Below are 26,753 nucleotides of genomic sequence, written 5' to 3'. Positions count from 1 at the left end.
CCTTTCCCCTGTGTTTCATGGCATTACAGATGTCTGAGTGTCTGCGCCGCCACCCGTTGCACCTGCTGTCGCAGTTGCTGCAGTAACGGGCTTTCGGTTTGCCAGTGGTGCCAAAACAGCGGCACATCCAGGTACAGCTCGGGGCTTAAATCCACCAGCCGGCCTTCGGCAAACTCCTGCTGCATCTGAAGTTCCGGTAGCAAGCCATACCCCAGCCCCGCCAGGCAGGCTTTTAAAAAACCTTCGGACGAAGGGCAAGAATGAATATGTTGTGGTAGCTCGCCGCAGTACTGACGCAGGTACTGATGCTGTAACTGGTCGTCTTCGTTAAATACCAGACAAGGCACTGTCGCCAGTTGGGTGGGGTGGGCGGTTTCCAGCTGATACCGCTGAATAAAAGCCGGGCTGGCGACAGCACGGTAACGTAAAGCCCCCAACGCGACCACAGCGCCGCCATTGACCGGCTCAGGGCTGGCGCAGATACAGGCCATCACATCGCCTTGTTTCATCCGGTTCAGGCCAACCGACTGGTCTTCCACCACCAAATCAAAACGTACACCCGGGTGGTCTGGCAACAGCAAAGCTTCGGCAACCCAGGTGGCCAGGCTGTCGGCATTCATCGCCAGCCGTATGCTTTGTTTTTCGTCAGCCGTACTTAAGCCCAGCGCCGCTTCCATTTGCCGGACCTGTTGGTAATGGTGCAATAAGCGCTGACCGGCCAAAGTGGCTTTGGGAGGGGTAGTACGTTGCAGCACCATTTGGCCAAGCTGAGCTTCCAGCTGTTTAATGCGGCGACTGACCGCGGATTGAGTGAGGTTCAGTGCCTGCGCCGCCTTTTCAAAGCCCCCTTGGGTCAGCACGGCGTCCAAAGCCTGCACCAGCCGATAATCAAGCATGATAAAAACTCATGATACATAAATATTATTCGTTGGAATCATAATAGCAGGCTGAGCTAGCCTGTGGGTCACACAAATTGTTGGGGTAAGACAAGATGGGATCCATAGGCATAGGTTTTGGTGTTGGCCTGGGGCTGATAGTGGCCATAGGTGCACAAAATATTTGGGTATTAAGCCAAAGCATGGCCGGTGCCAACCGGCTGGTGATAGCGGCTGTCTGCATTCTGTGTGACGCGTTGCTGATAGTGGTGGGGATTTCCAGCATAGCGCTGGTGCAACACTGGTTACCGCCTCTGGTGCCTGTGCTGACCTGGGCGGGAGTGGCTTTGTTGCTTTACCTGGCCTTTGGTGCGGCCCGTCGTGCCTGGCTGGGGCAGGGGCGGCTGCAGGCAGAACAAGTGAAACCTGACCCCTGGCCAAAAACCATGGTGACAGCTTTTGCCATCACCCTGTTAAACCCTCATGTGTATCTGGACACCGTCGTGCTGATTGGCAGTGTGGGAAACCAGCAGTCATCGCCGTTCTGGTTTGGTGTCGGGGCTGTACTGGCCTCTGTGGTCTGGTTTAGCAGCCTGACCGGCTTTGCCCCCAAGCTGAATGTGCTGCTGAACTCGCCGCTGCGCTGGCGTTGTTTTGATGCGCTGATTGCTGTTGTGATGACAGCCATTGCGTTGCGTTTGGCGCTCAGCTAAATCTGAGCAAAGCAGCCAACCGCTGTAGGCTTTCATTTTGACCTTTCCGCTCTTGTGTTTAGTTCCGATATCAGGCCTGATAACCATGCTGTATCGCATGGCTATTACGACAAGGGAGCGTAGTTTGAAAGGTATTCTGCTGATTTTCTTAATACTGCTCACGGGGTGCAGTTTGCTTCCTGAGAAACCAACGGCTAATCACGTAGAGCATTTTTCAGGGATCCGCAATGGGCGATTACTTTATTTGGGGGAGTTGAGCGAACAAGCTAATCAGGCCCTTTTTGATGCTTATGCAGCAGCCGATGTGAAGCCAAAGCAACTACTTATATCCAGCGGTGGTGGTGATATAGCGGTTGGCTTGGTGTTGGGTCAATGGGTGCGTCAGCATCAACTGGATGTTGCAGTAGACAAGATTTGTGCTTCATCCTGTGCGAATTATGTATTTCCAGCAGGGCGAAATAAATACCTCAAAAAAGATTCCATACTGTTGTGGCACGGTAGTGCCTGGCAGAAACACTGGGATTATGAAGCAAAACATAAAGATTCTGTTGAGCGCTATCTCAGAGACACGAGACTGCAGGAGTCTGATTTTTACGACCGTTTAAGCGTAGACAATGCATTAACTGTGTACGGACAGGACAAATTTAGCCTTTGGGACCATTTTGTTTCCATGTTTGGTCAGGGTTATATCGGTTATGACTACTCCATTGCTGATTTAAATCGATTCGGTGTAACTAATATTGTACTGAAGGATGGAGAATGGGATTGGCGAAAACACCGTCCAGACAAGGCGCATTTAGTGAAGCGCGTAAAAGTTGGAAATGATTTTATATTTACACTCCGCCGCTTTGGCAACACATGAGTAGTTAAATCAAATTTTAGGATAAACACATGGCTGATTTTCGTAGTGATACCGTGACCCAACCCTGCAGTGCCATGCGTCAGGCCATGGCGCAGGCAGAGGTGGGGGATGATGTGTTTGCCGATGACCCCACGGTCAACCAGTTACAACACTTTGCCGCAGAGCAGCTTGGTTTTGAAGCGGCACTCTTTGCCCCGAGCGGTACCCAGACCAACTTAATTGCCATGATGACCCACTGTCAGCGCGGCGATGAAGCTATTGTCGGTCAGTACTGGCACACCTACCGCTGGGAAGGCGGTGGCATGGCAGTGTTGGGGTCCATTCAGCCGCAGCCGCTGGAGCAACACCCGGATGGCACTATTCCTCTGGCCTCCATCCGTGCCGCCGTGAAGCCGGATGACCCACATTTCGCCCGGACCCGGCTGGTCGTGATGGAAAACACCACAGGGGGCAAGGTGTTACCGCTGGCTTATATGCAGGATGTGGCTGCGTTGTGCAAAGAGCTGGGGTTAAAAGCCCATATTGATGGCGCCCGGCTGATGAATGCGGCGGCTGCAGTGGCCGCAGAGCAGGGCATGGACATCTGGCAGGCGGCCAGGGCGTTGACCGCCGGTTATGACTCGGTGTCTTTATGCCTGTCCAAAGGTTTGGGGGCGCCTGTGGGCTCTTTGTTGCTCGGCAGTCAGGCCTTTATTCAACAAGCCCGCCGGGTAAGGAAAATGCTCGGCGGTGGCATGCGTCAGGCCGGGGTCATTGCGGCGGCGGGGCTTTATGCACTGCAGCACAATGTGGAACGGCTGGCGGACGATCACCGCCATGCCGCAGAGCTGGCAGCCGGTATTGCCGCTGTGGTGGCGGAGCATCCCAGGCTCGCGGGGAAAGTGCTGGTGCATCCGGCTCATACCAATATTCTGTTTACCGACATTGAACTGTCAGTGGCGGATGCGTTGCTGGCCCATCTGACAGCGCAGGGGATCCGTTTTACCTCGTCCAGTTATTCGTCCAGCGAAGGCCAGTACAAGCGGCTGCGTTGGGTGACTCATCTGGATATTCAGCCCGCGCATTTGCAGCAGGCACTGAACGCACTGCGCAGTTTTTAACGCCATATAAAAGGTGGGCCTCACGGACGAGACCCACCTTTCGTTTCCAGTCACAGCATCAGCTGATCTGAATGGTTTTATACACCAGAATAGAACCGTCACTGTTTTGCCGATAGTCAAACAGATAATCCTGATAGTTGCTGCCGAACACAGTGTCTTTGCCACTGCTGAGCGTCGTGTCCTGCATACCGTGATTCTTGTAGTCGGCATGGGTGGTACAAATGTCTTCGGTCAGGCTGTCCGGGAAACAAAACTGCGAAATCACCTGGTCGTTGTTGTTATTGCGCACCCGGAAGTGAATATGGATAGTGCGGCTGGAGTACCAGCCCGGGAAGCAGCTTTTAAAGTTAACCCGGCCGCTGCTGTCGGTGACCTGGTAGCCGCGGAACCATTTGGATTTCAGTGCATCGGCGTCATTGCCGGTGCAAAAACTGCTGGAGAAACGCCGGCTGTCTGAACTGCCTGTGGTGTCACCGGAGTAAATGCCTTCCACGTCACAATGCCAGACTTCTACGTCCAGCCCGGACACCGGGTTGCAACTGCTGTCGATCACCCGCAGGCATAACTGCATTGGCAAACCAGCCTGCTCTTCGGAAATGTCATCCAGCGCATCAGCGGCAAAAAAGCAGGGGCCTTCAGTCATGGCTTTGGTCAGTGCGACTGTGCAGGCTGCGCTGGTTGCGAAAATACTGTCATCCGGAAAGTTGGCGGTCATCGACGCGGTACCGCCGCTGGCCCAGCTGGTGCTGCTGCCGGTGCCGTCCGTGTTCCCGGTATCCCCAGTGCCGGTGGAGGAGTCGGTCTCGGCCATTTCTGTGGTGTCCGAACTGTCACCGCAGGCGATCAGACCTATCAAAGGTGCTGCCGCCAGCCCTAGTCCCAAGTGTTTTAAAAAACGTCGTCTGGTTTGTTGTTCCGTGGTTTGTTGGCTCATGGGTCACTCCGGTTTTCGTCATTTCTATGGCTGAGAAGGCAAGATAAAAACGGAGTTCAGCGGCCAAACCTAACTTTACTTTTTTTGACTTAAACAGGCCAAAAACCACGGAAAATCAGTTGATTGGGCTGGTTTCATGCTAAACAGGCAGTTAAGGTAAAGCCAGAAACAACAGCCTGCAAAGACAGGTCACGGGAGCATGATGAAACTGCATAGGATCAAGAAACTGGTGGCTGTAACCACCCTGAGTCTGAGTTTACCCTGCCTGGCGGCACAGCCGTATTACCGCAGCCCGGCTATCGAAGGGAATCAACTGGTATTTACGGCCGAAGGCGATTTATGGCTGACAGAACTGGGGGCGGCCAATGCCAGCCGCTTGACCACCCATGCTGCAGAAGAAAACCAGGCACTGTTTACACCGGACGGCCAACAGGTGCTCTATGTGGCAGCTTACGACGGCAGCCAGGATATTTATCAACTGCCTCGCAACGGCGGCCAGCCGAAACGTCTGACCGCGCTGAACGGTAAAGTGAAACTGCATGGTTTCAGCCCCAAAGGCGAGTTGTTGTACAGCACGGACGCGAACATTGGGCCGGTGAATACCTGGCAACTGCGTCTGCTGGATTTAAACAGGGGGCAGAGCCAAACCCTGCCGCTGCAGGACGCAGTGGAAGGCGCCATCGATGCAAAAGGCGAGTATCTGTATTTTATCCGTTATGGTTTGCAACTGACCGGGGATAACGCCCGGCAGTATCAGGGCGGCGCTCGTGGCCAGTTGTGGCGCTGGAAAATGAATTCCACTGACGAAGCCCAGCGGTTACTGGCTGATCATGCGGGCTCGTTGCGCAATCCGGTCTGGCAAAACGGCACACTTCTGCTGGTCAGCGACGCTTCAGGTATGCCGAATCTATGGCGTTATCAGCCAGACAGCGGCCAGTTCAGTGCTTTGACTCAGCATAGAGATTACGCAGTACGGGCAGTGCGGGCCTCGGGGCACCAACTGATTTATCAGCACGGCGCTGACTTGCGTCTGCTGGACGGCAGTGGAAACGACTCTGTCCTCAGCCCGAATTTGCTGTCGGATTCTCCGGCTCAGCGTGAACGCCTGCTGGCTGAACCTTTAAAGTACCTGACCGATCAGAAGGTCAGTTTTAAAGCCGAAAAGCTTGTCCTGACGGTGCGGGGGAAAGTGCAGGTCGTGTCGCGCTCACCGAAGCGCACGGTGGAGCTGCCCTTACCTGACCATGCACGGGCCCGCAGTGCTGTACTGAGTCCAAGCGGCCAATGGGTGTATCTGCTGTCCGATCAGAGCGGCGAGCTGCAGATCTGGCGTTATGCCGCCGATGGCTCGGATCACGGCAAACAGCTGACTCAGGATAAGGTCGGTTTTCGCTGGCAACTCAGCCTGTCGCCAGATGGCCGTTATCTGGCACATGACGACAAAGCGGGACGGTTATTTATTCTTGATACCCAAAGTGGCAAAAACAGCGAAATTTATCAGCAGGGTTTTGGCTTATCACCTTATACCGCCTTGGTCTGGCAGCCAGATTCTGCAGCGCTGGCTTTTGTGACAGAAACCGACGGTATTGGCCGTTCTCAGCTGGGGTTGTATTCAGTAAAAGAGCAAAGCAGCCACCTGTTGACCAGTGCAGATTACAACTCTTACAGCCCAGCCTTCAGCCCGGATAACCAGTGGCTGTATTTTTTGTCTGAGCGGCAATTGCAGGCCAAGCCGGGCGCACCTTGGGGTGACCGCAATATGGGGCCGGCCTTTGATAAACGCGCCTTGGTGTTTGCTTATGCGCTCAGTACGGATCAGCAGTTTCCTTTTGATGCCGAATCTGAGCTGACTAAAGCGCTGGAAGGCGACCCTAAACCATTAGCCGTGTCCCAACTGGGGCAAAACCTGTGGCAGGTGCCTGTAGCGGCCGGCAACTATCAGAAACTGCAGGTTGCAGAGAAACAGCTGTATCTGCTGTCTGCTGCAGAGACCCCGGGCCAGGCCGGGGTAGTGCACAGCCTGAGCATTGAGCCCCGGAGTAAGCAGTTGAAGGGGTATGCCAGTGCGGTGCAGGATCTGCAAGTGTCGGCTGATGGCAAAAATATTGCACTCTGGTATCAGACGGCTCCAGGGCAAAACAGGTTTTTCCTGGGGGCCGCCACTGCCAAAGCGCCTGAAGGGGACGATGCAGAACCCTGGGCATTGGAGAAGCTGGTGGTAAAGCTGCAACCCAAAGCCGAGTGGCAACAAATGTATCAGGATGCCTGGCTGATGCACCGCGAGTTTTTATTTGACCCGGCGATGCGCGGTAAAGACTGGACCGCAATGAAGCAACACTACCAGCCTTTATTGGAGCGGGTGCGCGATCGGTTCGAACTCGACGACCTGCTGGCCCAGTTGATTGGGGAACTGTCAGTGTTGCATTCTCAGGTGCGTGGCGGCGATTATGCCAAAGCGCAGGAACAAAGCCTGGCCGCCAGTTTAGGCGGACAGTGGCGTGAAACTGACCAGGGGCTGGTGCTGCAGACTCTGTATCAGACCGATCCGGACTTGCCCTGGTTGCAAAGTCCGTTGGCCAGTGGAGCTGCTCCACTGCAAAATGGCGATCTGCTCAAAGCGGTAAATCATCATCCGGTACAGACTCAGCTGCAGTTGCAGCAGCTGTTGCAGCAACAACAAGGTCAACAGGTGTTGCTGAGCCTGCAACGGGACGGCAAAAACTGGCAGAAAGTGGTGGTACCGCAAAGCCCAGAGCAGGAGCAGCAGTGGCGCTACCAGCACTGGGTTACACAAAACAAAGCCTTGGTGGCCAAACAAAGTCAGGGCCGGTTTGGCTATATGCATCTGTATGCGATGGGCCCGAACGATTTAGCCCAGTTTGCCCGCGATTTTTATGCTCAGGTGGACAAGGAGGGGTTGATTATTGATGTGCGCCGCAACCGGGGTGGCAATATTGACAGCTGGGTGATTGAAAAACTGCTGCGCCGGGTCTGGGCATTCTGGCAACCTCAGCAAGGCAAAGCTTATACCAATATGCAGCAGAGCTTCCGCGGCCGTCTGGTGGTTCTGACCGACCCGTTAACCTACTCAGATGGTGAAACCTTTGCTGCAGGCGTGAAAGCACTTGGCCTGGGGCCTGTGATTGGTCAGCAAACGTCTGGTGCAGGTGTCTGGTTGTCCGGCCGTAATCTGTTGGCTGACTTTGGTGTGGCCCGGGTGGCAGAAACTGCCCAGTTTGACGCGGCGGGTCGCTGGATTATTGAAGGCCGCGGTGTCAGCCCGGATATTCAGGTGGAAAACTTGCCGTTTGCCAGCTTTGCTGGCCAGGATGCTCAGTTAAGCCGGGCTATCGCACAGCTGCACACTGAGCTGGAGAAAAGCCCTGTCCCGGCATTAAAGGCAGAACCATTGCGCCCGGGGATGGCGGGAGATGCCAGAAAGTTGTAATGGGGCGTTCAGTTTCTGCTCAGTTTGGTTTTGTTAGGCTTACCGACAAGCCCATAAAGAACCAATCAGGAGGACAGCAGAATGAGCGCAGTAAAACGTAAGCTGCCAGAGCCTCAGCCCTATTTCAGTCCACGTCACTGGATTGTGTATTTGTCTGAGCAGGAGCGTCAGGCCTTACAACAGGTCTGGAATGACGAGGAGCCGGACCGCACCTCTACGCAAAAAGAGGCGGAATAAGCTAAAAAAACCGGGGCTACCCGGTTTTTTTATGTTGCGTCTGAGAGTCAGAATTTATAACCCACATTCAGTACAGCCAGAGTTCTTGATTCGCCATCGCGGCGACCATCATCATAGTCGGCAACACCCAGACCAGCGCCTAAGGTCCAACCCCGGCCACTGAAACCACTGAAATGGTAGTCATAGGTGCCCAGCAGCATGTCTTTGCCATCAAACACATCGGATGAAAAACCATACTGCATACCAAACACATGTGGGCTGCCTGCTGAGTGCGCCAGATGAAAACCCAGTGCACCACCGCCGACCCCCACACCAGCATAAGCGGCCATAGTGCCTTCGCGGTACATAAACTTGGCCCCTAGATCACCGTACTGGGAACCAAAACCAGCAGCGGGAACAAACTCACCTGCTGTGGCTTGTGTGGCAGCGACAAACGCCAGGGCGATGAGGTACTTTTTCATAGTGTGCTCCTAAAACAAAAAGTCGAAGCACAGTGTGGCGAGCGTCAGCTGAACAGAGCCTTACTCGCTGCCTGTTTGTTGCATCCAGCGCCAGACAAAATCGGCCTGTTCATGCTGCTGCAGGTACTGCAGCACGGCCTGGTGCTGTTCCGGGTTTTTATTTTGTGACAACTTGAAGCGGGCTGTGACGTTGTCAACGTCAATCTGCACACCCTGAATGCCGGCCAGTAATTTCTGCTGGTAGTCGGCGGATTGCTCCAGCTGCGGATCCGAGTCGCTTTCCTGCCGTCGTGCCAGACTCAGCGTTTGTTCGGGAGTCAGCAAGCGGGCGCGGCCTTTAAATTCGACCAGTAAATAATTCCAGGTGGAGACGGCGGGTTTTTCCGGATAACAAGCCGCGGACACAAAGGCGTGTGGGCCCTGGATCACCACCGTCACCGGCTGCCCATCCAGCCCCTGTAACTGTGGGTTGGACCGCGCCAGATGGCACGCCAGTTGCCAGCCTTGCGGCTGCTGCTCAATTAAAAAAGGCAGCGGACTGTAATGCAGCCCGGCCTGGCTGCTGAGTAACAAACCAAAATAATGTTGCTGTAAAAACTGACGAATCAAGGCGTCATCCGTGCAGGTAAAATAACGGGGTGGGTAGCTCATGCCAGACTCTGTAATACAAGGGGAACAGCGGCCATTCTGGCATAAGCCGTGGCCTGTGCAACAGCGCTTTGCTGGCGCTGCATCGGAAAAACTGAAATTTCCCATCCGTTTTAATCAGCCACAGATCCCTTGTAATTTATGTTGATGAGAATTATTCTCAATAAGTTAATTGGGAGCTGTGTGATGAACAAACAAGAGTTAAAGGGGCAACGGCCTTTTATGCTGCAAAGTCGTAAGGTACTGGGGCTGGTTGTGGTGCTGATGGGCAGTGCCCTGCTGATCCAGCAGCAGTGGCCATTCTGAACACGTCGTGAACTCCATCTTGTTGAGTGACTGCAGGCTCATTACAATCGCGCGGCATTGAATGCGCAATTGGATTGAGAAGGAGTCTGCAGCATGAATAAAAGTCTGATCACCAATTTAGTGGCCCTGCTGGCGATGGGTCTGGGTTACACGCTGGAGCTTGGCTGGTTGTGGGGGATGGGGCTCTTTGCCTTTTCAGGGGCTGTGACCAACTGGTTAGCCATCCATATGTTGTTTGAAAAAGTGCCGCTGCTGTATGGTTCAGGGGTGATCCCGGCCCGTTTCAGTGAATTCAAACAAGCCTTGTATCTGTTGGTGATGGGGCAGTTTTTCTCCACGGAAAACCTGCAGCGGCTGCTTAGCAGCCAGCACCAGCAGGATGCGGTGGCTGTCAAACTGGGTCCGGTGCTGGAGGCGGTGGATTTATCCCCGGCTTTTGACGCCTTGCTTGATACGGTGCAAAAATCATCCTTGGGTGGCATGCTGGCGATGTTTGGTGGGGCGCAAATGCTGCTGCCGCTGAAACAGCCCTTTATCGACAACTTGAAACTGTCCTTGTTGCAGTTGTCTGACAGCCCAGAAGTGCAGCAGCAGTTATTGGCACAGCTGCAGCAAAATGAACAGCTGGAGCAGATGCAGGCCAAAATCAGCCACATAGTACAGGCCCGTTTAGATGAGCTGACGCCTCAACTGGTGAAGGAACTGGTGCAGCAGCTCATTCGCGAACACCTGGGCTGGCTGGTGGTTTGGGGCGGTGTGTTTGGTGCACTGATCGGACTGGCAAGCCAGCTGTTAGCCCAACTGTCCGCCTAAGCGGGCAGTTGAATTTCTCCTTTGAGATAAAGCACAGCTTCACCGCTGACTAAGACCCGGTCACCCTGCAACCGGCACCATAACTGGCCACCTCGTGTGGACGCCTGAAAGGCAGTGAGTTCTGTTTTCCCGAGACGCTCTGCCCAATAAGGGGCCAATGCTGCATGGATAGAGCCTGTGACCGGGTCTTCATCGCCACCGTTGGCTGGCCAGAAATAGCGCGACACAAAATCATGCTGCTCACCCGGTGCTGTCACCACCACATCATAAGGCGCCAGTTGTTTCAGTAAGCTGGAGTCTGCAGTCAGTTGCCGCACTTGCTGTTCGTTGGCGTATACCAGCATCCAGGCTTGCGGGCTTTGTAAGACTTCCTGTGGCGCTTGAGAGACACCTGCCAGCAACGGGGCCGGTGCTGTGGCGAATTTGGCCGGCCGCTGTGGAAAATCCATTTCTATCCGGCCTGTTTCATGTTGGCGCACAGATAAATCCCCCACCGCCAGGGTGCTGAAACGGACGACCGGGCCAGCGCCCTTGCTGAATAACACATAAGCTGCAGCCAGTGTGGCATGGCCACAAAAATCAATTTCGGTCAGCGGCGAAAACCAACGGATTTGATAATGATCCTGGGCCAGCGGCCAGACAAAAGCCGTTTCAGACAAGTTATTTTCGCTGGCGATTTGCTGCATCAGAGCCGTTGCAAGTGGTTCAGCTGTCGGCACCACGGCGGCATAGTTGCCACGAAACAGTTGGTTGGTAAAGGCATCCACCTGATAAAGCTCTGCACGCATAAGGTTGTTCCTTGGATTGACGGACTTGGCAGCATAACAAGGCAAATCCGCCGCGCACAGCACAAAACACCGGGCGAATGTTTTATACTGCCGGCCGAAACCGGAGGACAGCATGAAAACCCTGACGATCTTATTATTCAGCCTGATAGTCTTTACTGCACAGGCTGCACCCGATATGGAAGACAGCATGAAACAGATGGGCCTGAGCTTTAAACAGGCGCGGGAAGCTCAGACACTGGAAGTCATGCAACGTGCTATGCAGGATTTTAGTGCGTCACTGCACCAGGCACAGCAGTTGGGTTTTAAAGGCAGCAAAGCAGAGCTGATGCAACAGGGGCTGACAGAGTTGGAGCAGGCCACGCAGCACACCCAGCAGTTGCTTGAGCAACATGATTTGGCTGGCGCTAAAAGCAGCCTGGCAGAGCTAGACAGGCTCAGAAAAAAATACCACAAGGAACGTCAGCCAGGTTTCTGGCAATTACTCTTTGGCTCCGACCAGTCCTGAGCTCACTGCCAGCCTTGTAAATGATTCAACCCAGCCTCATATCTAACCTCAGTTTTCACCACGAGGGATCTTTGTTATGAGTCTGAATTTTTATCATGCCTCAGTGCCTGTTTTTGTTAAGTTTTTGAATAACCTGGAAGGGTTGCTGAAAAAAGCAGAATTCTACAGCCAGAGCAAAAATCTGGACGATGCGGTGTTGTTACAAAGCCGTTTGTATCCTGATATGTTTCCGCTGGTCCGCCAGGTGCAAATTGCTGCAGATTTTGCCAAAAGTGTGTCAGCACGTCTGGCCGGGGTGGAGGTGCCATCCTATGACGATACAGAACAGAGTTATGCCGAGCTGGTGCTGCGACTGGAGAAAACCCGGCAGTTTTTGCTCAGCCTGCCTGAATCGGCATTTGCAGACGCAGCTGGCCGTGAAGTGGTGTTAAGGCCTGGCACGGCAAAAGAGAAACGTTTTGCCAGCACTGAAGACTACCTGTTGCTCTATGGTCTGCCGCAGTTTTATTTTCATGTCACTACGGCCTATGCGATTTTGCGCCACAATGGCATTGAGGTTGGTAAAAAAGACTTTATGGGCTGATTCGGCCTGGGGCTTGTTGACGTGTCGAGATAAAATTTTATTTACTTGAAGACCAACACGCCGTTTTGGATTTCAGTGTCCATATCCTGAAAATGTTTCAGCTGCAGCTGCCATTTTTCAGCGATAAACTGCTGGCTTCCACTGCGGCGGATTTTATCTGCAGCCATACGCCAGCGTTCTGCCAGCTCGGGCGACGTGCCAGTTTTTGACATCAGCAGATAGACATCGGACTGCTGAAGCACAAACACAGGACGGACAGCGTCCAGGCTCAGGCTTGCCTCTTGCAATAAATGCCGGATCCCCTGGCTTTCATAGGCGATTAAATCAAGACGGCCAGCCAGCAGGCGGTCCAGGTTTTGCTGATGATTCACCGACTTGCTCAGATTTTTAAACCCCAGATTGTTCAGCCATTCTTCGCGAATGTCGCCCCGCACCACGCCGATGGCCGTCACTTGTTTCAGTTGCTCCAGTGACTGGACCTGAATAGGGTTGGTGGTCAGTCCATACACAGACCAGGATTTCTGCACCAGCGGGGTGATCCAATAAAACTCATTTTCACGCTCAGGGGTGCGGGAAAAACTGAACAGCAGCACATTAGGTTCGGTGCGGGCTATATAGATGGCCCGGGCCTCCGGCATGACTTCAATCGGCGTTTTATCCCCCAACTCATGCTGCACCGCCTTCACCACATCCACGGCGAAACCCACTGGTTTGCCGTGGCTGTCGAGGTAACTGACGGGGGGTTCTATCACAGTGATCAGACGCACAGGCTGCGCCTGTACCACGAAACTTAACCAGCACATCCACAGGATCAGGCAGCGCATAACGGTCTCCGTTCCCCTTCATGTTACAAGGTTATAGCCGCAGTGAAGGGTGCTGACAAGTTGGACTCAGCCAGATTGAGCTTTAGCTGGCCGCCATCGTTGCCACAGACTGGCTGGTGCCAGCAGGATCACATTACCAAGCACAACCACTGCAATACCGAGTAACGCGGGTGGGCTCCATTGATAGGATTCAAACAGGGTTGAAATCAGCAGGGCAACCAGAGGAAAGAGCACCATAGTGTAGGCCGCTTTGGCAGCGCCAATGCGGCCGAGCAGGGTCAGATAAGCGCCAAAGGCCAGCACCGAACCAAATAAGGCCAGATACAACAAGGACAGACTGAAGCTCAGTTGGCTGCTGTAACCGGGCCAACCACTGCTGCCAAGCGCCAGCAATGCCATCAGTGCAGCCCCATAAGCCATACCATAAGCATTGGTTTGGATCACCGGCAACTGCTGTTGCTGATTTTTTGATGAAAACAAATTACCCAACGAAGCGATATAAGTGCCCAGTACACTCAGCCCCAGGCCGGTCAATGCCTGGCTGTTGTGCTCCAGCTTTCGCAGTTCGGGCCAAAACACCAGGGCAATACCAATCAGCCCCAGTACAGCGCCCACCAAACTGCGCCGTTCAATGGGCCGGCCAAAAAACAGGGCTCCGTTCAGAATATTCATCAGCACTATGCTGGAAAATACCACCGCAATCAGCCCACTGGTTAACATGCCGGTGGCGTAATAAATCAACAGGTAGTTCAGACAAAATAAAAACAACCCCTGCAGCGCCATCCGGCCATGTTGCTGCCGGCTGAACCGCATCGGCAGCCGCCGCCAGCCGCACCAGACAAACAACAGCAAGGCGGCTAAAGCAAAACGGTAACAGATGGACCAGAGCTCGGAGACTTCGCCCAGCTGGAATTTAATGGCATAAAAGGTGGAACCCCAGATCAGCACTGTGGCAAGGTAAAGCGTGGCAGAATGAGTCAGCATGAATAAGCTCAGGGGCTGGCAGACAAGGCCAGCGCAAGTTTACGTTGATAATCCTGCTGCACTATCTGAAGTGCAGAAAGCACCAGCTGCGCAGGAAGCTCCTGCTGTTCCAGCAGCAGGATCAGGTCCACGGCCAGCTGCACTTCAGGTGCAGCTTCGGACAAAGGTGTTGTTTTATTCTTTGTCACGTTGACCATCGAGGAAGGTTTTGGCCCGCGCCACTGCTTCCCTGACTTTCATCACCATTTCAAAACGTTCGGTCTGAGGCAGGTAAAACGCCATATCCACTTCATAACGGATGTATTTGGCAGGCAGCTGATTGAGTACAATGCAACAGAGATCGGCAATAAATTCGGCGTCGTACTGCTGGTCTATTTGTAACTCAACCAAGTGATCCAACAAGAGTTTTTCATAATAGTTGTGAATGTCGTCATCTAATTTCATTGGAGCTCCTTGTCCGCTCTCATGCTGTCCGGTTTAGCATAATCAGTTCAGTCCAAAAAGGCTACCAGTGTTCAGGTGGATAGCCAGCTGGGTTCCGTCTGGCTACAATAGCTTGTCTATACAATTGGCCTGACGCCAAGAGAACTGAATGATGCAAAAAAATACCACTCCTTGTTATTACGGCGATTACCTGCAACTGGATAAAATTCTGACGGCCCAGGCGCCGGAAAGTGAAAAGTATGGCCAGGAAGCCCATGATGAAACCCTGTTTATCGTGGTGCACCAGGTGTATGAGCTTTGGTTTAAACAAATTCTGCATGAATTAAAGGCGGTGCTGGCGGTGTTTGCTGAACCGGCGGTCAAAGACCAGCAACTGACAGGGGTGGTGCACAAACTGAAGCGGGTGATCAGCATTCAGCAGTTGCTGAACCAGCAGATCAGTGTGATGGAAACCATGACACCACAGGATTTTATGTCGTTCCGCGACTACCTGGTGCCAGCCTCAGGTTTTCAGAGTGTGCAGTTTAAAATGCTGGAAATTGGCTTAGGTCTTAAAAGCGAATACCGCATCGACTTTGACAAAAACTCGTTTTACAGCCGGTTGAATGACAAAGACCGTCACTTCCTGCAGGCGCTGGAAACTGAACCCAGTTTGTTTGAATTAGTACAGAAATGGCTGGAGCGCATGCCGTTTTTGCAGTTTGGCGATTTCAGTTTCTGGCAGATGTACCAGGATGCGACGGCACAAATGCTGGACGAAGATGAACAGACAGTGCGTTCCATTGAGCAGATTGCTGAACATGAACGAGAGTTGCAGCTAAAAGAAATTGACAATACCAGAGCCAAATTTGCCGCTTTGCTGGACGATAACAAATACCAGCAACTGCAGCAGCAGGGTAGTTTCCGCTTAAGCCAGCGCGCTATGTTGTCCGCGCTTTTTATTACCCTGTACCAGGAAGAACCTGTCTTTAACCTGCCATTCCAGGTGCTGACCTGCCTGACTGAAATTGACGAGAACCTGACGATTTGGCGTTATAAACACGCCATGATGGTGCAGCGCATGCTGGGTACCAAAATTGGCACAGGTGGCTCGTCTGGCCATGATTATTTAAAACGCACCACGGAAAAGAACCGTATTTTTACCGATCTGTTCCATATGGCAACTTTCCTGTTGCCGAAAGCGGGTTTACCCCAACTGCCGGAACAGGTGCGTCGCCAACTTGGTTTTTACTTTTCAGGCCAGTAAGGGCGTTGCTGCCAATGCCCATTGCCAGTCGGGATGGCTGGGCAATGGCTGGCCGGCCAGCGCAAAAGCGGCAAAAAACAGCTGCAGATGACTATGTGTCAGCTGGGCCAGGTCCCGTTGGTAACCGCCGCCTATCACTGCCGCTACCGGGATGCCTTCCTGCTGGCAGCGGCTGAGGACCAGCCAGTCGCGCTGTGCAATACCGCGGGTGCTGACGGCCAGCAGGCCTAACTCATCCTGTTGGTGCACATCAATGCCGGCGTCGTAAATCACCAGCTCCGGCTGATGCAAACGCAGCAGATAATCCAGGCTTTGTTCCACTGCCGCCAGATAGTCCGGGTCGGCACTGTTGCTGTCGAGCGCTAAATCCCAGTCGGAGTGTTGCTTGTGGTATGGAAAGTTCTTTTCGCCGTGCAAAGAGCAGGTGATCACCGCAGGCTCGTTGGCAAAAATAGCCGCTGTGCCATCGCCCTGATGCACATCGCAGTCAAAAATCAGCACCTTGTGCACACCTTGGTTCAGCGCATAACGGGCCGCGACGGCCAAATCATTCAGCAGACAAAAACCGCTGCCATAGTCGGCAAAAGCATGGTGATAACCGCCACTTAAATGCAAAGCCAAGCCGTGCTGCAAGGCAAGCCGGGTGCTTTGCACTGTACCGCCGACCGATAACAAAGAGCGCCTGATTAATTGTTCAGACCAGGGAAAACCAATGCGGCGCATCGCTTTGGCATCCAGTTGCCCTGTGCAAAGCGCCTGCAGGTAATCCGGCTGATGGATCTGGCGGATCAGAGCTAAATCTGCGGTTTCAGACAGCTGAAAGGCATGGGCAGGCACACCCAGCTGCTGCAGTGCCTGATACAAAGCCCGGTACTTGCCTATGGGGTAGCGGTGGCGGTACGGCAATTCCAGTTCGGAATAGATGGGATGATAAATCAGCTCTGGTGCTGCTCTGCCCATTGAATTTGCGCCTCCAGTTCAGAAATGGCCTTGCGGCAGCGGCCCAGCCTGGCCTGCAGCGCCAGCACCCGCTCCGGGCTGCTTTGTTGCTGCGCCAGCGCCTGTTGCTCCAGTTGCAGCATGTCCAATAAACGCTGCTCATAACCTTTGGTGGTGCTGAGCTGGCTGTACAGCTGTTGAGTACTTTGCCGCAGCTGGCCCACCAGTTGTTCGGCTTTTTGTCGCTGAGTTTTGGGTTTGGTTTTGCCTTTTAATGCCCGTAACTCTTTGGTTTCAAAAGCCCGGCTTAACGCATCGACCTGCTTTGCCAGTTTACTGGCCAACAAAGCTGCGGACGGGCTTTGGCTCGCTACGGCTTGTTTCAGCCGTTTCAGGCACTGCTCGGCTTCCTGCACGTAATCAATCAGATAAGGTGAACGGGACTGAAAGAGTTCAGTGCCAAACCAGGGCTTTTTAGACCACTGCGCCTGACGTTGATCCAGGGTTTCCGCCTGGTTCGCCAGTTGTTGTAGCTGTTCGGTCAGAATGCTCAGTTGCTGTTGCATCACTTAACCCTGGCCGCCCCAGGCTTGCCATAACAAACGGGCAGTAATAGCCAGTACCATAGTTAAAAACAAAGGCCGGATAAACTTGCTGCCAAATTTAATGGCGGAGCGGGCACCAAAATAGGACCCCAACATCAGGCAGGCGCCCATGGTCAGTCCCAAGGCGTAATGAATATGGCCTAAATAGGCAAAGGTGACTAAAGCAAACACATTGCTGACGCAGTTCATGGTGCGGGCCACACCACTGGTCAGCAGCAGGTTGATTTTATACAGCGCCATGGTGGACACCATCCAGAAGGAGCCGGTGCCAGGCCCGGCCAGGCCATCATAAAAACCCAGGCTTAAGCCCTGTAAGCGCTGGCGCCAGAAATGGCCGGCTGTTTGTGGTGGCAGGCTGAGTTTGTCGTCCGGTTGCATTTTAACCAACAGACTGTAGAGCGCCGCCACCACAATAAAAAACGGGATGATCTTTTCCAGCCACTCTTTGCTGATCCGATCAACCACCAAAGTGCCGGCAATGGCGCCGACCGCAGTAAAGATCAGGGCGGTGCGCCAGTACGAAGGGTCAAACAAGCGCCTTTTATAATAAGTAAGCGACGCTGTGACTGAACCAAAAGTGGCGGCCAGTTTGTTGGTACCCAGTACCAGATGGGGTGGCAAGCCTGCTGTCAGCAGAGCTGGGACCGTTAACAGGCCGCCGCCACCTGCTACGGCGTCAATAAAACCAGCCACCAGGGCGACAGCACATAAAGCAGCCACCATCCATAGATCCAGCGCTATTTCCATCAATTGTCTTCTATTGTCCGGGAAAAAGGAGGCAAAGCACTGAGCATGGCTTTGCCATAAGATTTGGTCAGTAAACGCCGGTCCAAAATGACTACCCGGCCTGTGTCCTGCTCTTTGCGCAGCAGTCTACCACAGGCCTGCACCAGTTTTCGTGCCGTCGCTGGCACTGTTTGCTGCAAAAACGCATTGCCACCCCGTTTGGTGATGGCTTCGGCCATTGCTTCTTCAAAGGGGGAGGAGGGCACGGCAAAAGGCAATTTGGTAATAATGAGATTGGTCAGCAGCTTGCCGGGTAAATCCAGCCCTTCAGAGAAGCTTTGAGTGCCGAACAGGATGCTGCCGCTGCCACCGTTGATTTTTTTCTGATGCAAGTCCAGCAGGCTTTGCCGCGAAGCCTCGCCCTGCACCAGCAACGACCAGCCTTGACCGCGCAAGCCTTCAGCCACCTGTTGCATTTGCCAATACGAAGCAAACAGCACCAGATGCCCCTGAGTTTTGTCCAGGAACTTGGGCAGCACCTGGATCAGTTCATCGGTAAAAGCGTCATCGGCCGGATCGGTTTGCATGGCGGGGAGCAGCAGGCTGGCATTGTGTTGGTAGGCAAAAGGCGAGGCCACCCGCAGCATACGCACACCTTCGTGGTCTTTCAGCCCCAGCTCAAAGCGGATGTGGTCAAAACTATTCAGCGTGGTCAGGGTGGCTGAACACAAGATGCTGGCAAAGGCCTGGCTGAATAATAAATCGTCCAGCATAAAACTGACCGACAACGGGCAGGCATGGGCAGTCAGATGCTCCTGATACTCCAGCCAGCGGGCCTGACTGACGTGCTTGTGTTGCGGCACCGACAGCAATTGCCACAGTTCAGACTGATTCTGCACTCTGTGCTGCTGCAAACTGAGTTCATGCTGCAGCGGCTGGGTCAGTTTTGTGGCCACTTTATGTTCGGTGTCGGCGTCGCTTAACAGCTGTTGTAATTTTTCTACCACACTGAGCAGTTTGCCACTGCACTCGGCCAGTGGATTGGTTTGTTTCTGCAGCCAGTCCGGCAATAAGGCATCAGCAAAGCGGTGGCTGGTTTTTTCACTGAACCAGCCTTGTTGACTGATCTGCCGGGTTAACTGCCTGAGCTCTTTGTCCAGCTCCAGCCACAATTCGTCAAACTGAAAACACAAGGTGCTGGCGCCACTTTGTGGCAGCAGGCCGTGCAATTGCTGGCTAAGCTTTTTCGTTTTATCTAACCAGCGTTCCGGTAAATCCAGCTGAGCCTCGGCGGAGAAAAAATCCCGGCCAATGTCGGGTAAATGATGCGCTTCATCAATGACATAAATGCAATCTTCTGGTGCAGGCAAAATTTGTGCGCCGCTGTCCAGGTCGGCCAGTAACAAGGCATGATTCACCACCAATACGGTGGCTTGCTCAGCCTGCTGGCGGCTTTGATGAAAAGGGCAGTGCTGATGACTGCGGGGGCATTGTTGGGGATCTGCACTGATCAGTTGCCAGAGGGCGGGCGGTACCGCATCGTCCAGACTGTCGCTGTCACCGCTCCATTGCCCGGCCTGCCATTGCGCCAGCCATTTGGGCAGTAAACTCAGATCCGAGGGGTTGGCAGCACCGGCAAATAAATCCGGTTGCTGTAGTTGTCGTTTTATTTTCTCCACACAGGCATAACGTTGCCGGCCTTTGACCAGGCAAAACTCAAATGTCAGTCCGCTGTGCTGACGGAAAAACGGTAGGTCTTTGCTGACCAACTGCTCCTGCAGCGCCACTGTGGCCGTGGCGATCACCAGTTTCTTGTTGTAAAACTGTGCTGCAGGCACAGCAGCCATCAGATAGGCCAAGGATTTCCCTGTGCCTGTGCCGGCTTCAATTAAGGCGACTCTGTCATAACTGTGATAACTGCCAGCGATCACATTGGCAATCTCGGCGACCATCTGGTTTTGACCGGGGCGGGGCTGATAGCCCGGCAGCTGCAGTTTCATGGCCTGATGAATGGTGCGGATACGTTGTTTCAGAGAATCACTGAGCATTGAATAGACTGGGGCCGCTGCAAAAACCCTATGATAAATCAGTAGGTCGAATGCAACAATCGACGAAACACAGCTGAATTAACCTCAGCTGTTGCTGGAAAAAAGTGCAACTTTGTCAGCAAACCAATACAAACAGCCAGCGCCTGATGCGGTGAAATGCTGTTAAATTGTGGTGAATAACCGGATAGTTTCGGTGATTTGCGGGTGGAAAAACTGCAGCAGAATTCCTTGTCTGGTGGGCTCTGGCGCCAATTTGGCGGAAAAATACTCACATCACTTTACATTAGACAACTCTTAACCTCAGAAGTTCCTCCAAATTTGTTGACCACGAGAAAAATTTACGTTTATTATCCGGCAGCCGAACCGGCTTCACCTCCGGAATGTTGTATCGGAATTCCAGCCACCTTGAAAGGTTGGTTGTCGTAAAAATAGAATCACTTCACAGTGGTCCAGGGAGAAAAACATGTTTACAAATAATAAGTTGTCAAAAGCTGTGCGCTTAGCCGTTGCTTTTGGCGCTGTATCAACCGTGGCGTTCACAGGCGCAGCTTTCGCTCAGGACGCTGCCAAAGAAGAATCTGCAGAAAAAGTAGAGCGTATTGACGTAACGGGTTCCCGTATCCGTCAGACCGATATCGAAACTGCACAACCAGTGTTCACAATGGACCGTATGGACATTGCCAACCAGGGTTTCACTTCTGTAACCGATATTCTGCAGAACATGTCAAGCACTGGTGCGCCTCCAATCAGCCGTTCATCTGTATTAAGTTCAGGTGAAGGTGTTGGTGGTAACTATGCCAACCTGCGTAACCTGGGTGCAAACCGTACTCTGGTTCTGGTAAACGGCAAACGTTTAGGTATTACGACTGACGGTCTGCAAGACTTATCAGCCATCCCAATGTCAATGGTTGAGCGCGTAGACGTACTGAAAGACGGTGCCTCCACCATTTACGGTTCTGATGCTATGGCCGGTGTAGTGAACATCATTACCCGTAAAGACTTCGAAGGTCTGGAATTAATTGCGTACACTGGTGAATATGACCAGGGCGACGGCGCTAAAACCAACGTCAGTCTGGTTGGTGGTGTTGTTGGTGAAAAAGGTTCTATCACTTGGGGTGCCGAGTGGCGTGACGAAGGCGAAGTGTGGGCAAAAGACCGTGAGTTTTCAAAATTAGGTCGCCCAGACCGCGAAGATTATTCTTCAAACTACACACTGGTCGGTCAGTATGGCCGTTTCAGCTACAATGGCCAATGGTGGGTTGCCGACCGTCCAAGCACAGCTTCTGATTTTGCCAACGACTTCCATGTTCAGCAAGCAGCCAGTGCTTCAGGCCTGGGCGATACCAGTAATCCAAACGAGCAGATGCACCTGTTAACTCCTCTGAGTGCACGTTCTCTGTACCTGAGTTCAAACTACGAGCTGGCTGAAAACGTTAAGTTTACGTCTGACATCGGTTACACCAACCGCAGCTCTACCCGTCAGATCGCCGGTTACCCTCTGCAATCTGCCAGTACTTTTGGTGCTGTCAGCGGCTGGTTCCTGGATGCGAACAGCTATTTCAACCCGGTAGACACCAACGTACGTTTCACCCGTCGTGGTTGGGAAATGCCTCGCACCACTGAAAGCAAACAAGACACTCTGCGTGCTACTGCCGCGCTGGAAGGTTCATTTGATATCGGTGAGCGTTACTTCGACTGGGATATCGGCGGTCTGTATAGCCAGAGCAATACTCTGCAAATTGGCCGTGGTGACTTCCATGTACCAAACACTGTTCTGGCAACTGGCCCGTCATTTATGACCGCTCAGGGTATTGTTCAGTGTGGTACTGCAGCTAACCCAATCCCTCTGACCCGTTGTGTTCCTTGGAACCCACTGGCAGGTTTTGGTGCAGGCTCTGAAGCGAACTCATTGTCAGATCCGGCTGTTCAGGCATTCCTGTTCCCAACGTCACACGCCCGTGGTGAAACAACATCGTCAATCTTCTTCGCGAACATCGGCGGTCTGTTATTCACTCTGCCAGCTGGTGACGTTACCTTCGCCGTAGGTACTGAGCACCGTAAAGAAGAAGGTGTGTTCAGCCCTGACGCTCTGGCTCAGTCTGGTATGACGACTACGCTGGCTGCAGGCCCGACTCGTGGTACTTACGACCTGGACGAGTACTATGCTGAATTAAACGTACCAATTCTGGCGGACATGGACTTCGCAAAAGAAGTCAGCCTGAGCCTGGCGTCACGTTACTCAGACTACAGCTCGTTCGGTGACACCACCAACAGCAAAATCGGTCTGAAATGGAAACCAGTAGACGAGCTGTTAGTTCGTGCCACTATGTCAGAAGGCTTCCGTGCGCCTACCATCAGCAACCTGTACGGTGGTGGTTCACAGAGCTTCGTTACAGGCTTTATCGACCCGTGTGACTCTGTATACGGTGTAGCCAAAGGCACAGCCCGTTGTTTACAAGATGTTCCAGCCGACTACCGTCAGCTGCAACAGGGCTTTATCCCAACAACAGGCCCTGCTGCCCAGACTCCGGTTCCGTTTAACAGCGGTTCTAACCCACTGCTGCAACCTGAAACTTCAGAAACGACCACTGTTGGTTTCGTCTGGAGCCCAGAGTTTGTTGAAAACCTGAACGTGGTATTCGACTGGTGGAACATCAAGATCGAAGACACCATGGTCACCGATACAGCAAACGCCATTGTGGATGACTGTTATGTGGGTTTGATCGAGTCTCGTTGTGCTATGTTCTCACGTGACCCGGTAAACCATATTGTCAGCAACCTGACGTATGGCCTGCGTAACGCTGGTATGACCAAAACTGCTGGTTTCGACTTAGGCCTGGCTTACAAATACGAAACTGAGTTCGGTACTTTTGGTACTAACTGGAACAGCACCTACATCGAAAAATACGACAGCAAGTCAACCAATGACCCAGAAGCTCTGCTGACTCCGTCAGTGGGTTACGGTTCAACCTTCCGTGTTCGTTCTAACTTAGGTTTAAGCTGGAACCTGGGCGACTTTGGTGTGAACTGGACTATGCGTTACTACTCCTCTACCAAAGAGCGTTGCTACTACACTGACAAGTGCAGCATCCCAGACTTCAAAGCGGACTGGACAAACGACGTAGTGACTCCGTACAACCGTTACGGTTCAACCACGTTCAACGATGTACAGTTCAGCTACCATGCTCCATGGGAAGCCCGTATCTCTGTTGGTGCCAACAACGTGTTTGAGAAACAAGGCCCAATCATGTATTCACAGCCAAGCAGTAACTTCGCTTACTACGGTGGTTTTGATATCGGCCGTTTCTGGTACGTTCGTTACGAACAGAAGTTCTGATTTGAACGTCGTTAAAATGCACAGCTGATTTATTTTCAGCCGTCATTTCAAAAAAAACCAGCCCTGTACAGGGCTGGTTTTTTTTTGCGTAATCAGCAGGTTTGAAAGTTTAAGTGGAACTAAGGATCGCGCTGCAGGCCAGTTTTTCCGTGTGCTGTCTGATTTTGGGGAATTGCTTCGGAAAAACAGACTGGTTAAAAGTTGTCCACGTTGTGTGCTTTGTTGTCAACACGGACGACCATCAGCCAGATGTTTAGTTCCGCAAAAGCTGTTGACCCATCGAAAAAATTGCGTTTATTATCGATGTGTTTGAGGCCAAAGGCCGAAACAATGAGACGGAACTTGTATCGCTGAACAGGATTAGTCCTTTTAAAAAATAGAATCACTTGCATAGAGAGTGGTCCAGGGAGAAAAACATGTTTACAAATAATAAACTGTCAAAAGCTGTGAAGCTGGCGATGATTTTCGGCGTCAGCTCAGGTGCAGCTATGTCTTCTGCGGTCATGGCTCAGGAAGCTGCTGCTGAAGGCGATTCAGTCGAGCGTATTTCGGTCACTGGTTCTCGTATTAAAAGAACTGACTTAGAGACCGCCAGCCCGGTTCAGGTGACCAGCAAAGAAGAAATCAAAATTGCCGGCTTTACCCGTGTTGAAGACATGATGAACAGCCTGCCGCAAATCGAAGCCTCTAACACGGCCTTCCAGTCGAACGGCGCTACAGGTACTGCAAGCTTAGACTTACGTGGTATGGGTCCACAGCGTACGCTGGTACTGATCAACGGCCGCCGTATGCAGGCCGGTGGTATCAACTCGTCTGCGGCTGACATCAACCAAATCCCTGCCGCTCTGATTGAGCGTGTCGAAGTGATGACCGGCGGTGGTTCTTCCACTTACGGTGCTGACGCTGTTGCCGGTGTTGTGAACTTCGTGATGGACAAAAACTTCGAAGGTTTGGAAATTACAGCCAACGGGTCTGGTTACCAACACGATAACGATAACAAATACATCCAGAGCAAAATGGATGCCCGTGGTTATGAGTACCCGACAGGCAGCTCAGGCATTGACGGTAAATCCTATGACTTCTCTGTCACTATGGGTGGTGAACTGGGTGACAAAGGTCACGTTGTAGGTTATATGACCTACATGAAACAAACTGAATTACGCCAGGGTGCCCGTGACTATTCATCATGTGCCTTGAGTGCAACAGGTACATCTTGTGGTGGTTCAGGTAATACACCAATCCCGAACTTCTATATTTCGTCTCCTAATGCGGATGGTTCTTTTGACTGGGACGAAGGTGACTATGAGTACTGGTCATTAAATTCTGACAGCTCTTTTACGCCTGACACCCAGGTGTATAACTATGCACCTATCAACTTCTTCTTACGCCCGAATGAGCGCCATACCATTGGTATGTTTGCCAACTACGAAATAAACGATCACTTCCGTCCTTATATGGAAGCGATGTTTATGCGTGACCGCACTGTGGCGCAGATTGCAGAGTCAGGTACTTTCTTTAACGATAACTACCTGATTGATTTTGACAGCCCGCTGCTGACCGATGGTCAGCGTGCTCAGTTGACTGACCGTTTTGGTCTGCAATCCGGCGATCAGTTTGCTGCTTATATCGGTAAACGTAACGTCGAAGGGGGCGGCCGTCAGGACCAGCTGGAGCACAACTCCTTCCGTCTGGTATTAGGGACTGAAGGTGAAATTTCGGACACCTGGACCTACGATACGACGATTCAGTATGGCTCTACCTCATCGTCTTCTGCTTACCTGAATGACTTCTTCGGCCCGCGTATTTTCACTGCGTTGTCAGCCAATGGAGAAGACTGTGCAAGCACAGATGGTTGTATTCCATACGAAGTGTTTAAGTACAATGGTGTGACTACTGAAGCAGCCCGCGCTTTAACTGGTACTGCCATTATGAATGGTGTGACCGAGCAGATTATTTTCGGTGGTTTCGTGACCGGTGAGACTGGTGTGAGCTTCCCTGGTTCAGATACACCAATTTCTGCTGTATTGGGTGCTGAATACCGGAAAGAAAACTACTCACGTACTGCGGATGAAGTGTATGAGCAAGGCCTGTTATTAGGTCAGGGCGGCACCACGAAGAGTATCTATGGTGGTTACTCAGTTCGTGAACTGTACTCAGAATTACGTGTACCACTGGTGCAGGACATCGCTATTGCGGATGGTATTGCTTTAGACCTGGGTTACCGCTGGTCTGATTACAGCACATCAGGTGCCGAGCCTACCTACAAGATTGCTGTCGATTGGGATGTAAACGACGACTGGAAACTGCGTGGCAGCTTTAACCGGGCTGTGCGTGCGGCCAACAATATTGAACTCTATGCGCCACAAAGCGAAGGTCTGTGGCAGGGTGCTGATCCATGTTCTGGCGCCACTCCAACCTTAACGGCTGCCCAATGTGCGCTGACTGGTGTAACAGCTTCTCAGTACGGCAATATCAGTAAGAGCCCGGCAGACCAATACAATGGTTTGTTTGGTGGTAGCCCTGAACTGAAACCTGAAGTTGCAGACACCGTATCTTTTGGTATCGTCGGCAATCCGTTTGAAGATTTTAACTTCTCTGTCGACTACTGGAATATTGAACTGGAAGATGCCATTGGTGCCATTGATGCGGAAATTATCGTGACTCAATGTGCTCTGACCGGCAACTCAGCTTTCTGTGATAACGTACAACGTACTCCGGGTAGTGGCAGTCTGTGGTTAGGTGAAGGCCGCGTCGTCGCGACCAATATCAACCTGGGTAAACTGCACTGGGAAGGTGTGGATTTAAGTGCAAACTACAATATGGAATTATTTGGCGGCAACCTGAATACCAACCTGATTGGTACTTATATGCTGACCAAAGAGTACGACAATATTCCAGGCGTTTCTCCAGCCTTTGATTGCGTCAGCACTCTGGATTATGGCTGTTTTGCCCAGCCAGAATGGCGTCATGTGTTAGCCTTTAACTATGACACCGGCAGCTTCTGGCGTGCCACGTTGAAATGGCGTTTCTACGGTGAAATCGCTGATTACAGCGGCACCGACACGCTGGTACAGGATGGCATCGATTCACAAAGCTTTATTGACCTGAAAGGTTCATTCGCTGTGAACGATTACACCACCTTGTTAATCGGTGTGAACAACGTACTGGACCGTGAACCGCCAATGGTGGGTGGCTCTCTGGCGACCAACGGTAATGCGATCGCAGGTTTCTATGACACCTTAGGTCGTTACTTACACGCGTCTGTGACCTTCAAGTTCTAAGCTGACTTGAATTAGAAAAAGCGGGCAAAGGCCCGCTTTTTTATTT

Annotated in this window: 24 protein-coding genes; 11 read left to right on the top strand and 13 right to left on the bottom strand. The window is 52.4% G+C overall.

The genetic code is table 11. The features are described from left to right. Positions 1 to 23: 23 nt before the first annotated feature. Positions 24 to 896, bottom strand: coding sequence for a LysR family transcriptional regulator ArgP (locus WKJ04_RS15865; protein WP_337881306.1), 873 nt, complete (start codon positions 894 to 896; stop codon positions 24 to 26). Positions 897 to 991: 95 nt separating this feature from the next. Here WKJ04_RS15865 and WKJ04_RS15860 point away from each other — a divergent pair, with 95 nt between their 5' ends. The 3 genes from WKJ04_RS15860 to ltaE all read left to right on the top strand — a co-directional run bounded on the left by WKJ04_RS15860 (position 992) and on the right by ltaE (position 3,550). Continuing rightward, positions 992 to 1,588, top strand: coding sequence for a LysE family transporter (locus tag WKJ04_RS15860; protein ID WP_337881305.1), 597 nt, complete (start codon positions 992 to 994; stop codon positions 1,586 to 1,588). 124 nt (positions 1,589 to 1,712) lie between these two features. Further along, positions 1,713 to 2,450: a hypothetical protein gene (locus WKJ04_RS15855; protein WP_337881304.1), complete on the top strand. Its 738-nt coding sequence runs from the start codon at positions 1,713 to 1,715 to the stop codon at positions 2,448 to 2,450. A gap of 29 nt (positions 2,451 to 2,479) precedes the next feature. Next, positions 2,480 to 3,550 carry a low-specificity L-threonine aldolase gene (gene ltaE / locus WKJ04_RS15850; protein WP_337881303.1) on the top strand — a complete coding sequence of 357 codons (1,071 nt, stop codon included), beginning with the start codon at positions 2,480 to 2,482 and terminating at the stop codon, positions 3,548 to 3,550. A gap of 58 nt (positions 3,551 to 3,608) precedes the next feature. On the opposite strand, the gene WKJ04_RS15845 is transcribed toward ltaE, so the two are convergent. Beyond that, positions 3,609 to 4,484 (bottom strand): hypothetical protein, encoded by an 876-nt coding sequence (locus tag WKJ04_RS15845; protein WP_337881302.1) that lies wholly within the window; start codon positions 4,482 to 4,484, stop codon positions 3,609 to 3,611. A gap of 202 nt (positions 4,485 to 4,686) precedes the next feature. On the opposite strand from WKJ04_RS15845, the gene WKJ04_RS15840 reads away from it, so the two are divergent. Both WKJ04_RS15840 and WKJ04_RS15835 read left to right on the top strand, forming a co-directional pair. Beyond that, on the top strand, positions 4,687 to 7,932 hold the full coding sequence (locus WKJ04_RS15840; protein WP_337881301.1) for a S41 family peptidase: 3,246 nt from the start codon (positions 4,687 to 4,689) through the stop codon (positions 7,930 to 7,932). Between the two features lie 81 nt (positions 7,933 to 8,013). After that, the gene (locus WKJ04_RS15835; RefSeq protein WP_337881300.1) at positions 8,014 to 8,169 is read left to right on the top strand and encodes a hypothetical protein; all 156 of its coding nucleotides are present in this window, start codon (positions 8,014 to 8,016) and stop codon (positions 8,167 to 8,169) included. 47 nt (positions 8,170 to 8,216) lie between these two features. On the opposite strand, the gene WKJ04_RS15830 is transcribed toward WKJ04_RS15835, so the two are convergent. Together WKJ04_RS15830 and WKJ04_RS15825 are read right to left on the bottom strand one after the other, a co-directional pair. Further along, the gene (locus tag WKJ04_RS15830; RefSeq protein ID WP_337881299.1) at positions 8,217 to 8,630 is read right to left on the bottom strand and encodes a hypothetical protein; all 414 of its coding nucleotides are present in this window, start codon (positions 8,628 to 8,630) and stop codon (positions 8,217 to 8,219) included. Positions 8,631 to 8,690: 60 nt separating this feature from the next. Beyond that, complete coding sequence (locus tag WKJ04_RS15825; RefSeq protein ID WP_337881298.1) at positions 8,691 to 9,281, bottom strand: FMN-binding negative transcriptional regulator; 591 nt, start codon at positions 9,279 to 9,281, stop codon at positions 8,691 to 8,693. A gap of 396 nt (positions 9,282 to 9,677) precedes the next feature. On the opposite strand from WKJ04_RS15825, the gene WKJ04_RS15820 reads away from it, so the two are divergent. Further along, entirely contained in the window at positions 9,678 to 10,397 is a 720-nt protein-coding gene (locus WKJ04_RS15820; RefSeq protein WP_337881297.1) for a DUF445 domain-containing protein, read from the top strand. Here the strand turns inward: WKJ04_RS15820 and WKJ04_RS15815 are convergent. After that, positions 10,394 to 11,185 carry a PhzF family phenazine biosynthesis protein gene (locus WKJ04_RS15815; protein ID WP_337881296.1) on the bottom strand — a complete coding sequence of 264 codons (792 nt, stop codon included), beginning with the start codon at positions 11,183 to 11,185 and terminating at the stop codon, positions 10,394 to 10,396. The genes WKJ04_RS15820 and WKJ04_RS15815 overlap by 4 nt on opposite strands. A 112-nt stretch (positions 11,186 to 11,297) precedes the next feature. Between WKJ04_RS15815 and WKJ04_RS15810 the strand changes: the two genes are divergently transcribed. Together WKJ04_RS15810 and WKJ04_RS15805 are read left to right on the top strand one after the other, a co-directional pair. Then, positions 11,298 to 11,690, top strand: coding sequence for a cytochrome b562 (locus WKJ04_RS15810; protein ID WP_337881295.1), 393 nt, complete (start codon positions 11,298 to 11,300; stop codon positions 11,688 to 11,690). A gap of 76 nt (positions 11,691 to 11,766) precedes the next feature. Continuing rightward, positions 11,767 to 12,273: a DUF1993 domain-containing protein gene (locus WKJ04_RS15805; RefSeq protein ID WP_337881294.1), complete on the top strand. Its 507-nt coding sequence runs from the start codon at positions 11,767 to 11,769 to the stop codon at positions 12,271 to 12,273. Between the two features lie 41 nt (positions 12,274 to 12,314). Here the strand turns inward: WKJ04_RS15805 and WKJ04_RS15800 are convergent, their stop codons facing one another. From WKJ04_RS15800 to WKJ04_RS15785, 4 genes are all read right to left on the bottom strand, one after another. Then, positions 12,315 to 13,097, bottom strand: a complete 783-nt coding sequence (locus tag WKJ04_RS15800; RefSeq protein WP_337881293.1) for a transporter substrate-binding domain-containing protein — start codon at positions 13,095 to 13,097, stop codon at positions 12,315 to 12,317. A 66-nt stretch (positions 13,098 to 13,163) separates the two neighbouring features. Beyond that, positions 13,164 to 14,081 carry a DMT family transporter gene (locus WKJ04_RS15795; RefSeq protein WP_337881292.1) on the bottom strand — a complete coding sequence of 306 codons (918 nt, stop codon included), beginning with the start codon at positions 14,079 to 14,081 and terminating at the stop codon, positions 13,164 to 13,166. Positions 14,082 to 14,089: 8 nt separating this feature from the next. Further along, positions 14,090 to 14,269, bottom strand: a complete 180-nt coding sequence (locus tag WKJ04_RS15790; protein WP_337881291.1) for a DUF2496 domain-containing protein — start codon at positions 14,267 to 14,269, stop codon at positions 14,090 to 14,092. After that, a complete protein-coding gene (locus WKJ04_RS15785) occupies positions 14,256 to 14,525 on the bottom strand; it encodes a late competence development ComFB family protein (RefSeq protein ID WP_337841236.1) in 270 nt (89 codons plus the stop codon). The genes WKJ04_RS15790 and WKJ04_RS15785 overlap by 14 nt, the downstream gene beginning before the upstream one ends. 148 nt (positions 14,526 to 14,673) lie before the next feature. On the opposite strand from WKJ04_RS15785, the gene WKJ04_RS15780 reads away from it, so the two are divergent. Next, positions 14,674 to 15,771 carry a tryptophan 2,3-dioxygenase family protein gene (locus WKJ04_RS15780; protein WP_337881290.1) on the top strand — a complete coding sequence of 366 codons (1,098 nt, stop codon included), beginning with the start codon at positions 14,674 to 14,676 and terminating at the stop codon, positions 15,769 to 15,771. Here WKJ04_RS15780 and WKJ04_RS15775 read toward each other — a convergent pair. From WKJ04_RS15775 to dinG, 4 genes are read right to left on the bottom strand one after another with little or no spacing between them, the layout of a single operon-like run. Continuing rightward, on the bottom strand, positions 15,760 to 16,731 hold the full coding sequence (locus tag WKJ04_RS15775; protein WP_337881289.1) for a histone deacetylase: 972 nt from the start codon (positions 16,729 to 16,731) through the stop codon (positions 15,760 to 15,762). The two genes, WKJ04_RS15780 and WKJ04_RS15775, sit on opposite strands and share 12 nt — an antisense overlap. Next, positions 16,707 to 17,276 (bottom strand): primosomal replication protein PriC, encoded by a 570-nt coding sequence (gene priC, locus WKJ04_RS15770; RefSeq protein ID WP_337881288.1) that lies wholly within the window; start codon positions 17,274 to 17,276, stop codon positions 16,707 to 16,709. Before priC ends, WKJ04_RS15775 begins: the two co-directional genes overlap by 25 nt. Before the next feature lie 3 nt (positions 17,277 to 17,279). Next, complete coding sequence (locus tag WKJ04_RS15765) at positions 17,280 to 18,062, bottom strand: TSUP family transporter (protein ID WP_337881287.1); 783 nt, start codon at positions 18,060 to 18,062, stop codon at positions 17,280 to 17,282. Beyond that, the gene (gene dinG / locus WKJ04_RS15760; RefSeq protein ID WP_337881286.1) at positions 18,062 to 20,089 is read right to left on the bottom strand and encodes an ATP-dependent DNA helicase DinG; all 2,028 of its coding nucleotides are present in this window, start codon (positions 20,087 to 20,089) and stop codon (positions 18,062 to 18,064) included. Before dinG ends, WKJ04_RS15765 begins: the two co-directional genes overlap by 1 nt. Positions 20,090 to 20,552: 463 nt before the next feature. Between dinG and WKJ04_RS15755 the strand changes: the two genes are divergently transcribed. Both WKJ04_RS15755 and WKJ04_RS15750 read left to right on the top strand, forming a co-directional pair. Further along, a complete protein-coding gene (locus WKJ04_RS15755) occupies positions 20,553 to 23,426 on the top strand; it encodes a TonB-dependent receptor (protein ID WP_337841230.1) in 2,874 nt (957 codons plus the stop codon). A 416-nt stretch (positions 23,427 to 23,842) separates the two neighbouring features. Then, a complete protein-coding gene (locus tag WKJ04_RS15750; RefSeq protein WP_337881285.1) occupies positions 23,843 to 26,707 on the top strand; it encodes a TonB-dependent receptor in 2,865 nt (954 codons plus the stop codon). The last annotated feature ends 46 nt before the right edge of the window (positions 26,708 to 26,753 follow it).

The sequence above is a fragment of the Rheinheimera sp. genome (assembly GCF_037442345.1).
In the GTDB taxonomy this organism is placed as follows: Bacteria; Pseudomonadota; Gammaproteobacteria; order Enterobacterales; family Alteromonadaceae; genus Pararheinheimera.
The sequence above is the reverse complement of the archived record's forward strand: the minus strand, read 5'-3'. Positions and strand labels throughout refer to the sequence as shown.

Coding starts and splice junctions, on each gene's coding strand:
- WKJ04_RS15750 (WP_337881285.1), top strand. CDS start 23,843: ATGTTTACAAATAATAAACTGTCAAAAGCTGTGAAGCTGGCGATGATT.
- WKJ04_RS15780 (WP_337881290.1), top strand. CDS start 14,674: ATGATGCAAAAAAATACCACTCCTTGTTATTACGGCGATTACCTGCAA.
- WKJ04_RS15860 (WP_337881305.1), top strand. CDS start 992: ATGGGATCCATAGGCATAGGTTTTGGTGTTGGCCTGGGGCTGATAGTG.
- priC (WP_337881288.1), bottom strand. CDS start 17,276: ATGCAACAGCAACTGAGCATTCTGACCGAACAGCTACAACAACTGGCG.
- WKJ04_RS15800 (WP_337881293.1), bottom strand. CDS start 13,097: ATGCGCTGCCTGATCCTGTGGATGTGCTGGTTAAGTTTCGTGGTACAG.
- WKJ04_RS15820 (WP_337881297.1), top strand. CDS start 9,678: ATGAATAAAAGTCTGATCACCAATTTAGTGGCCCTGCTGGCGATGGGT.
- WKJ04_RS15845 (WP_337881302.1), bottom strand. CDS start 4,484: ATGAGCCAACAAACCACGGAACAACAAACCAGACGACGTTTTTTAAAA.
- WKJ04_RS15795 (WP_337881292.1), bottom strand. CDS start 14,081: ATGCTGACTCATTCTGCCACGCTTTACCTTGCCACAGTGCTGATCTGG.
- WKJ04_RS15810 (WP_337881295.1), top strand. CDS start 11,298: ATGAAAACCCTGACGATCTTATTATTCAGCCTGATAGTCTTTACTGCA.
- WKJ04_RS15785 (WP_337841236.1), bottom strand. CDS start 14,525: ATGAAATTAGATGACGACATTCACAACTATTATGAAAAACTCTTGTTG.
- WKJ04_RS15805 (WP_337881294.1), top strand. CDS start 11,767: ATGAGTCTGAATTTTTATCATGCCTCAGTGCCTGTTTTTGTTAAGTTT.
- WKJ04_RS15830 (WP_337881299.1), bottom strand. CDS start 8,630: ATGAAAAAGTACCTCATCGCCCTGGCGTTTGTCGCTGCCACACAAGCC.
- ltaE (WP_337881303.1), top strand. CDS start 2,480: ATGGCTGATTTTCGTAGTGATACCGTGACCCAACCCTGCAGTGCCATG.
- WKJ04_RS15815 (WP_337881296.1), bottom strand. CDS start 11,185: ATGCGTGCAGAGCTTTATCAGGTGGATGCCTTTACCAACCAACTGTTT.
- WKJ04_RS15755 (WP_337841230.1), top strand. CDS start 20,553: ATGTTTACAAATAATAAGTTGTCAAAAGCTGTGCGCTTAGCCGTTGCT.
- WKJ04_RS15835 (WP_337881300.1), top strand. CDS start 8,014: ATGAGCGCAGTAAAACGTAAGCTGCCAGAGCCTCAGCCCTATTTCAGT.
- WKJ04_RS15840 (WP_337881301.1), top strand. CDS start 4,687: ATGAAACTGCATAGGATCAAGAAACTGGTGGCTGTAACCACCCTGAGT.
- WKJ04_RS15825 (WP_337881298.1), bottom strand. CDS start 9,281: ATGAGCTACCCACCCCGTTATTTTACCTGCACGGATGACGCCTTGATT.
- WKJ04_RS15765 (WP_337881287.1), bottom strand. CDS start 18,062: ATGGAAATAGCGCTGGATCTATGGATGGTGGCTGCTTTATGTGCTGTC.
- WKJ04_RS15775 (WP_337881289.1), bottom strand. CDS start 16,731: ATGGGCAGAGCAGCACCAGAGCTGATTTATCATCCCATCTATTCCGAA.
- WKJ04_RS15865 (WP_337881306.1), bottom strand. CDS start 896: ATGCTTGATTATCGGCTGGTGCAGGCTTTGGACGCCGTGCTGACCCAA.
- dinG (WP_337881286.1), bottom strand. CDS start 20,089: ATGCTCAGTGATTCTCTGAAACAACGTATCCGCACCATTCATCAGGCC.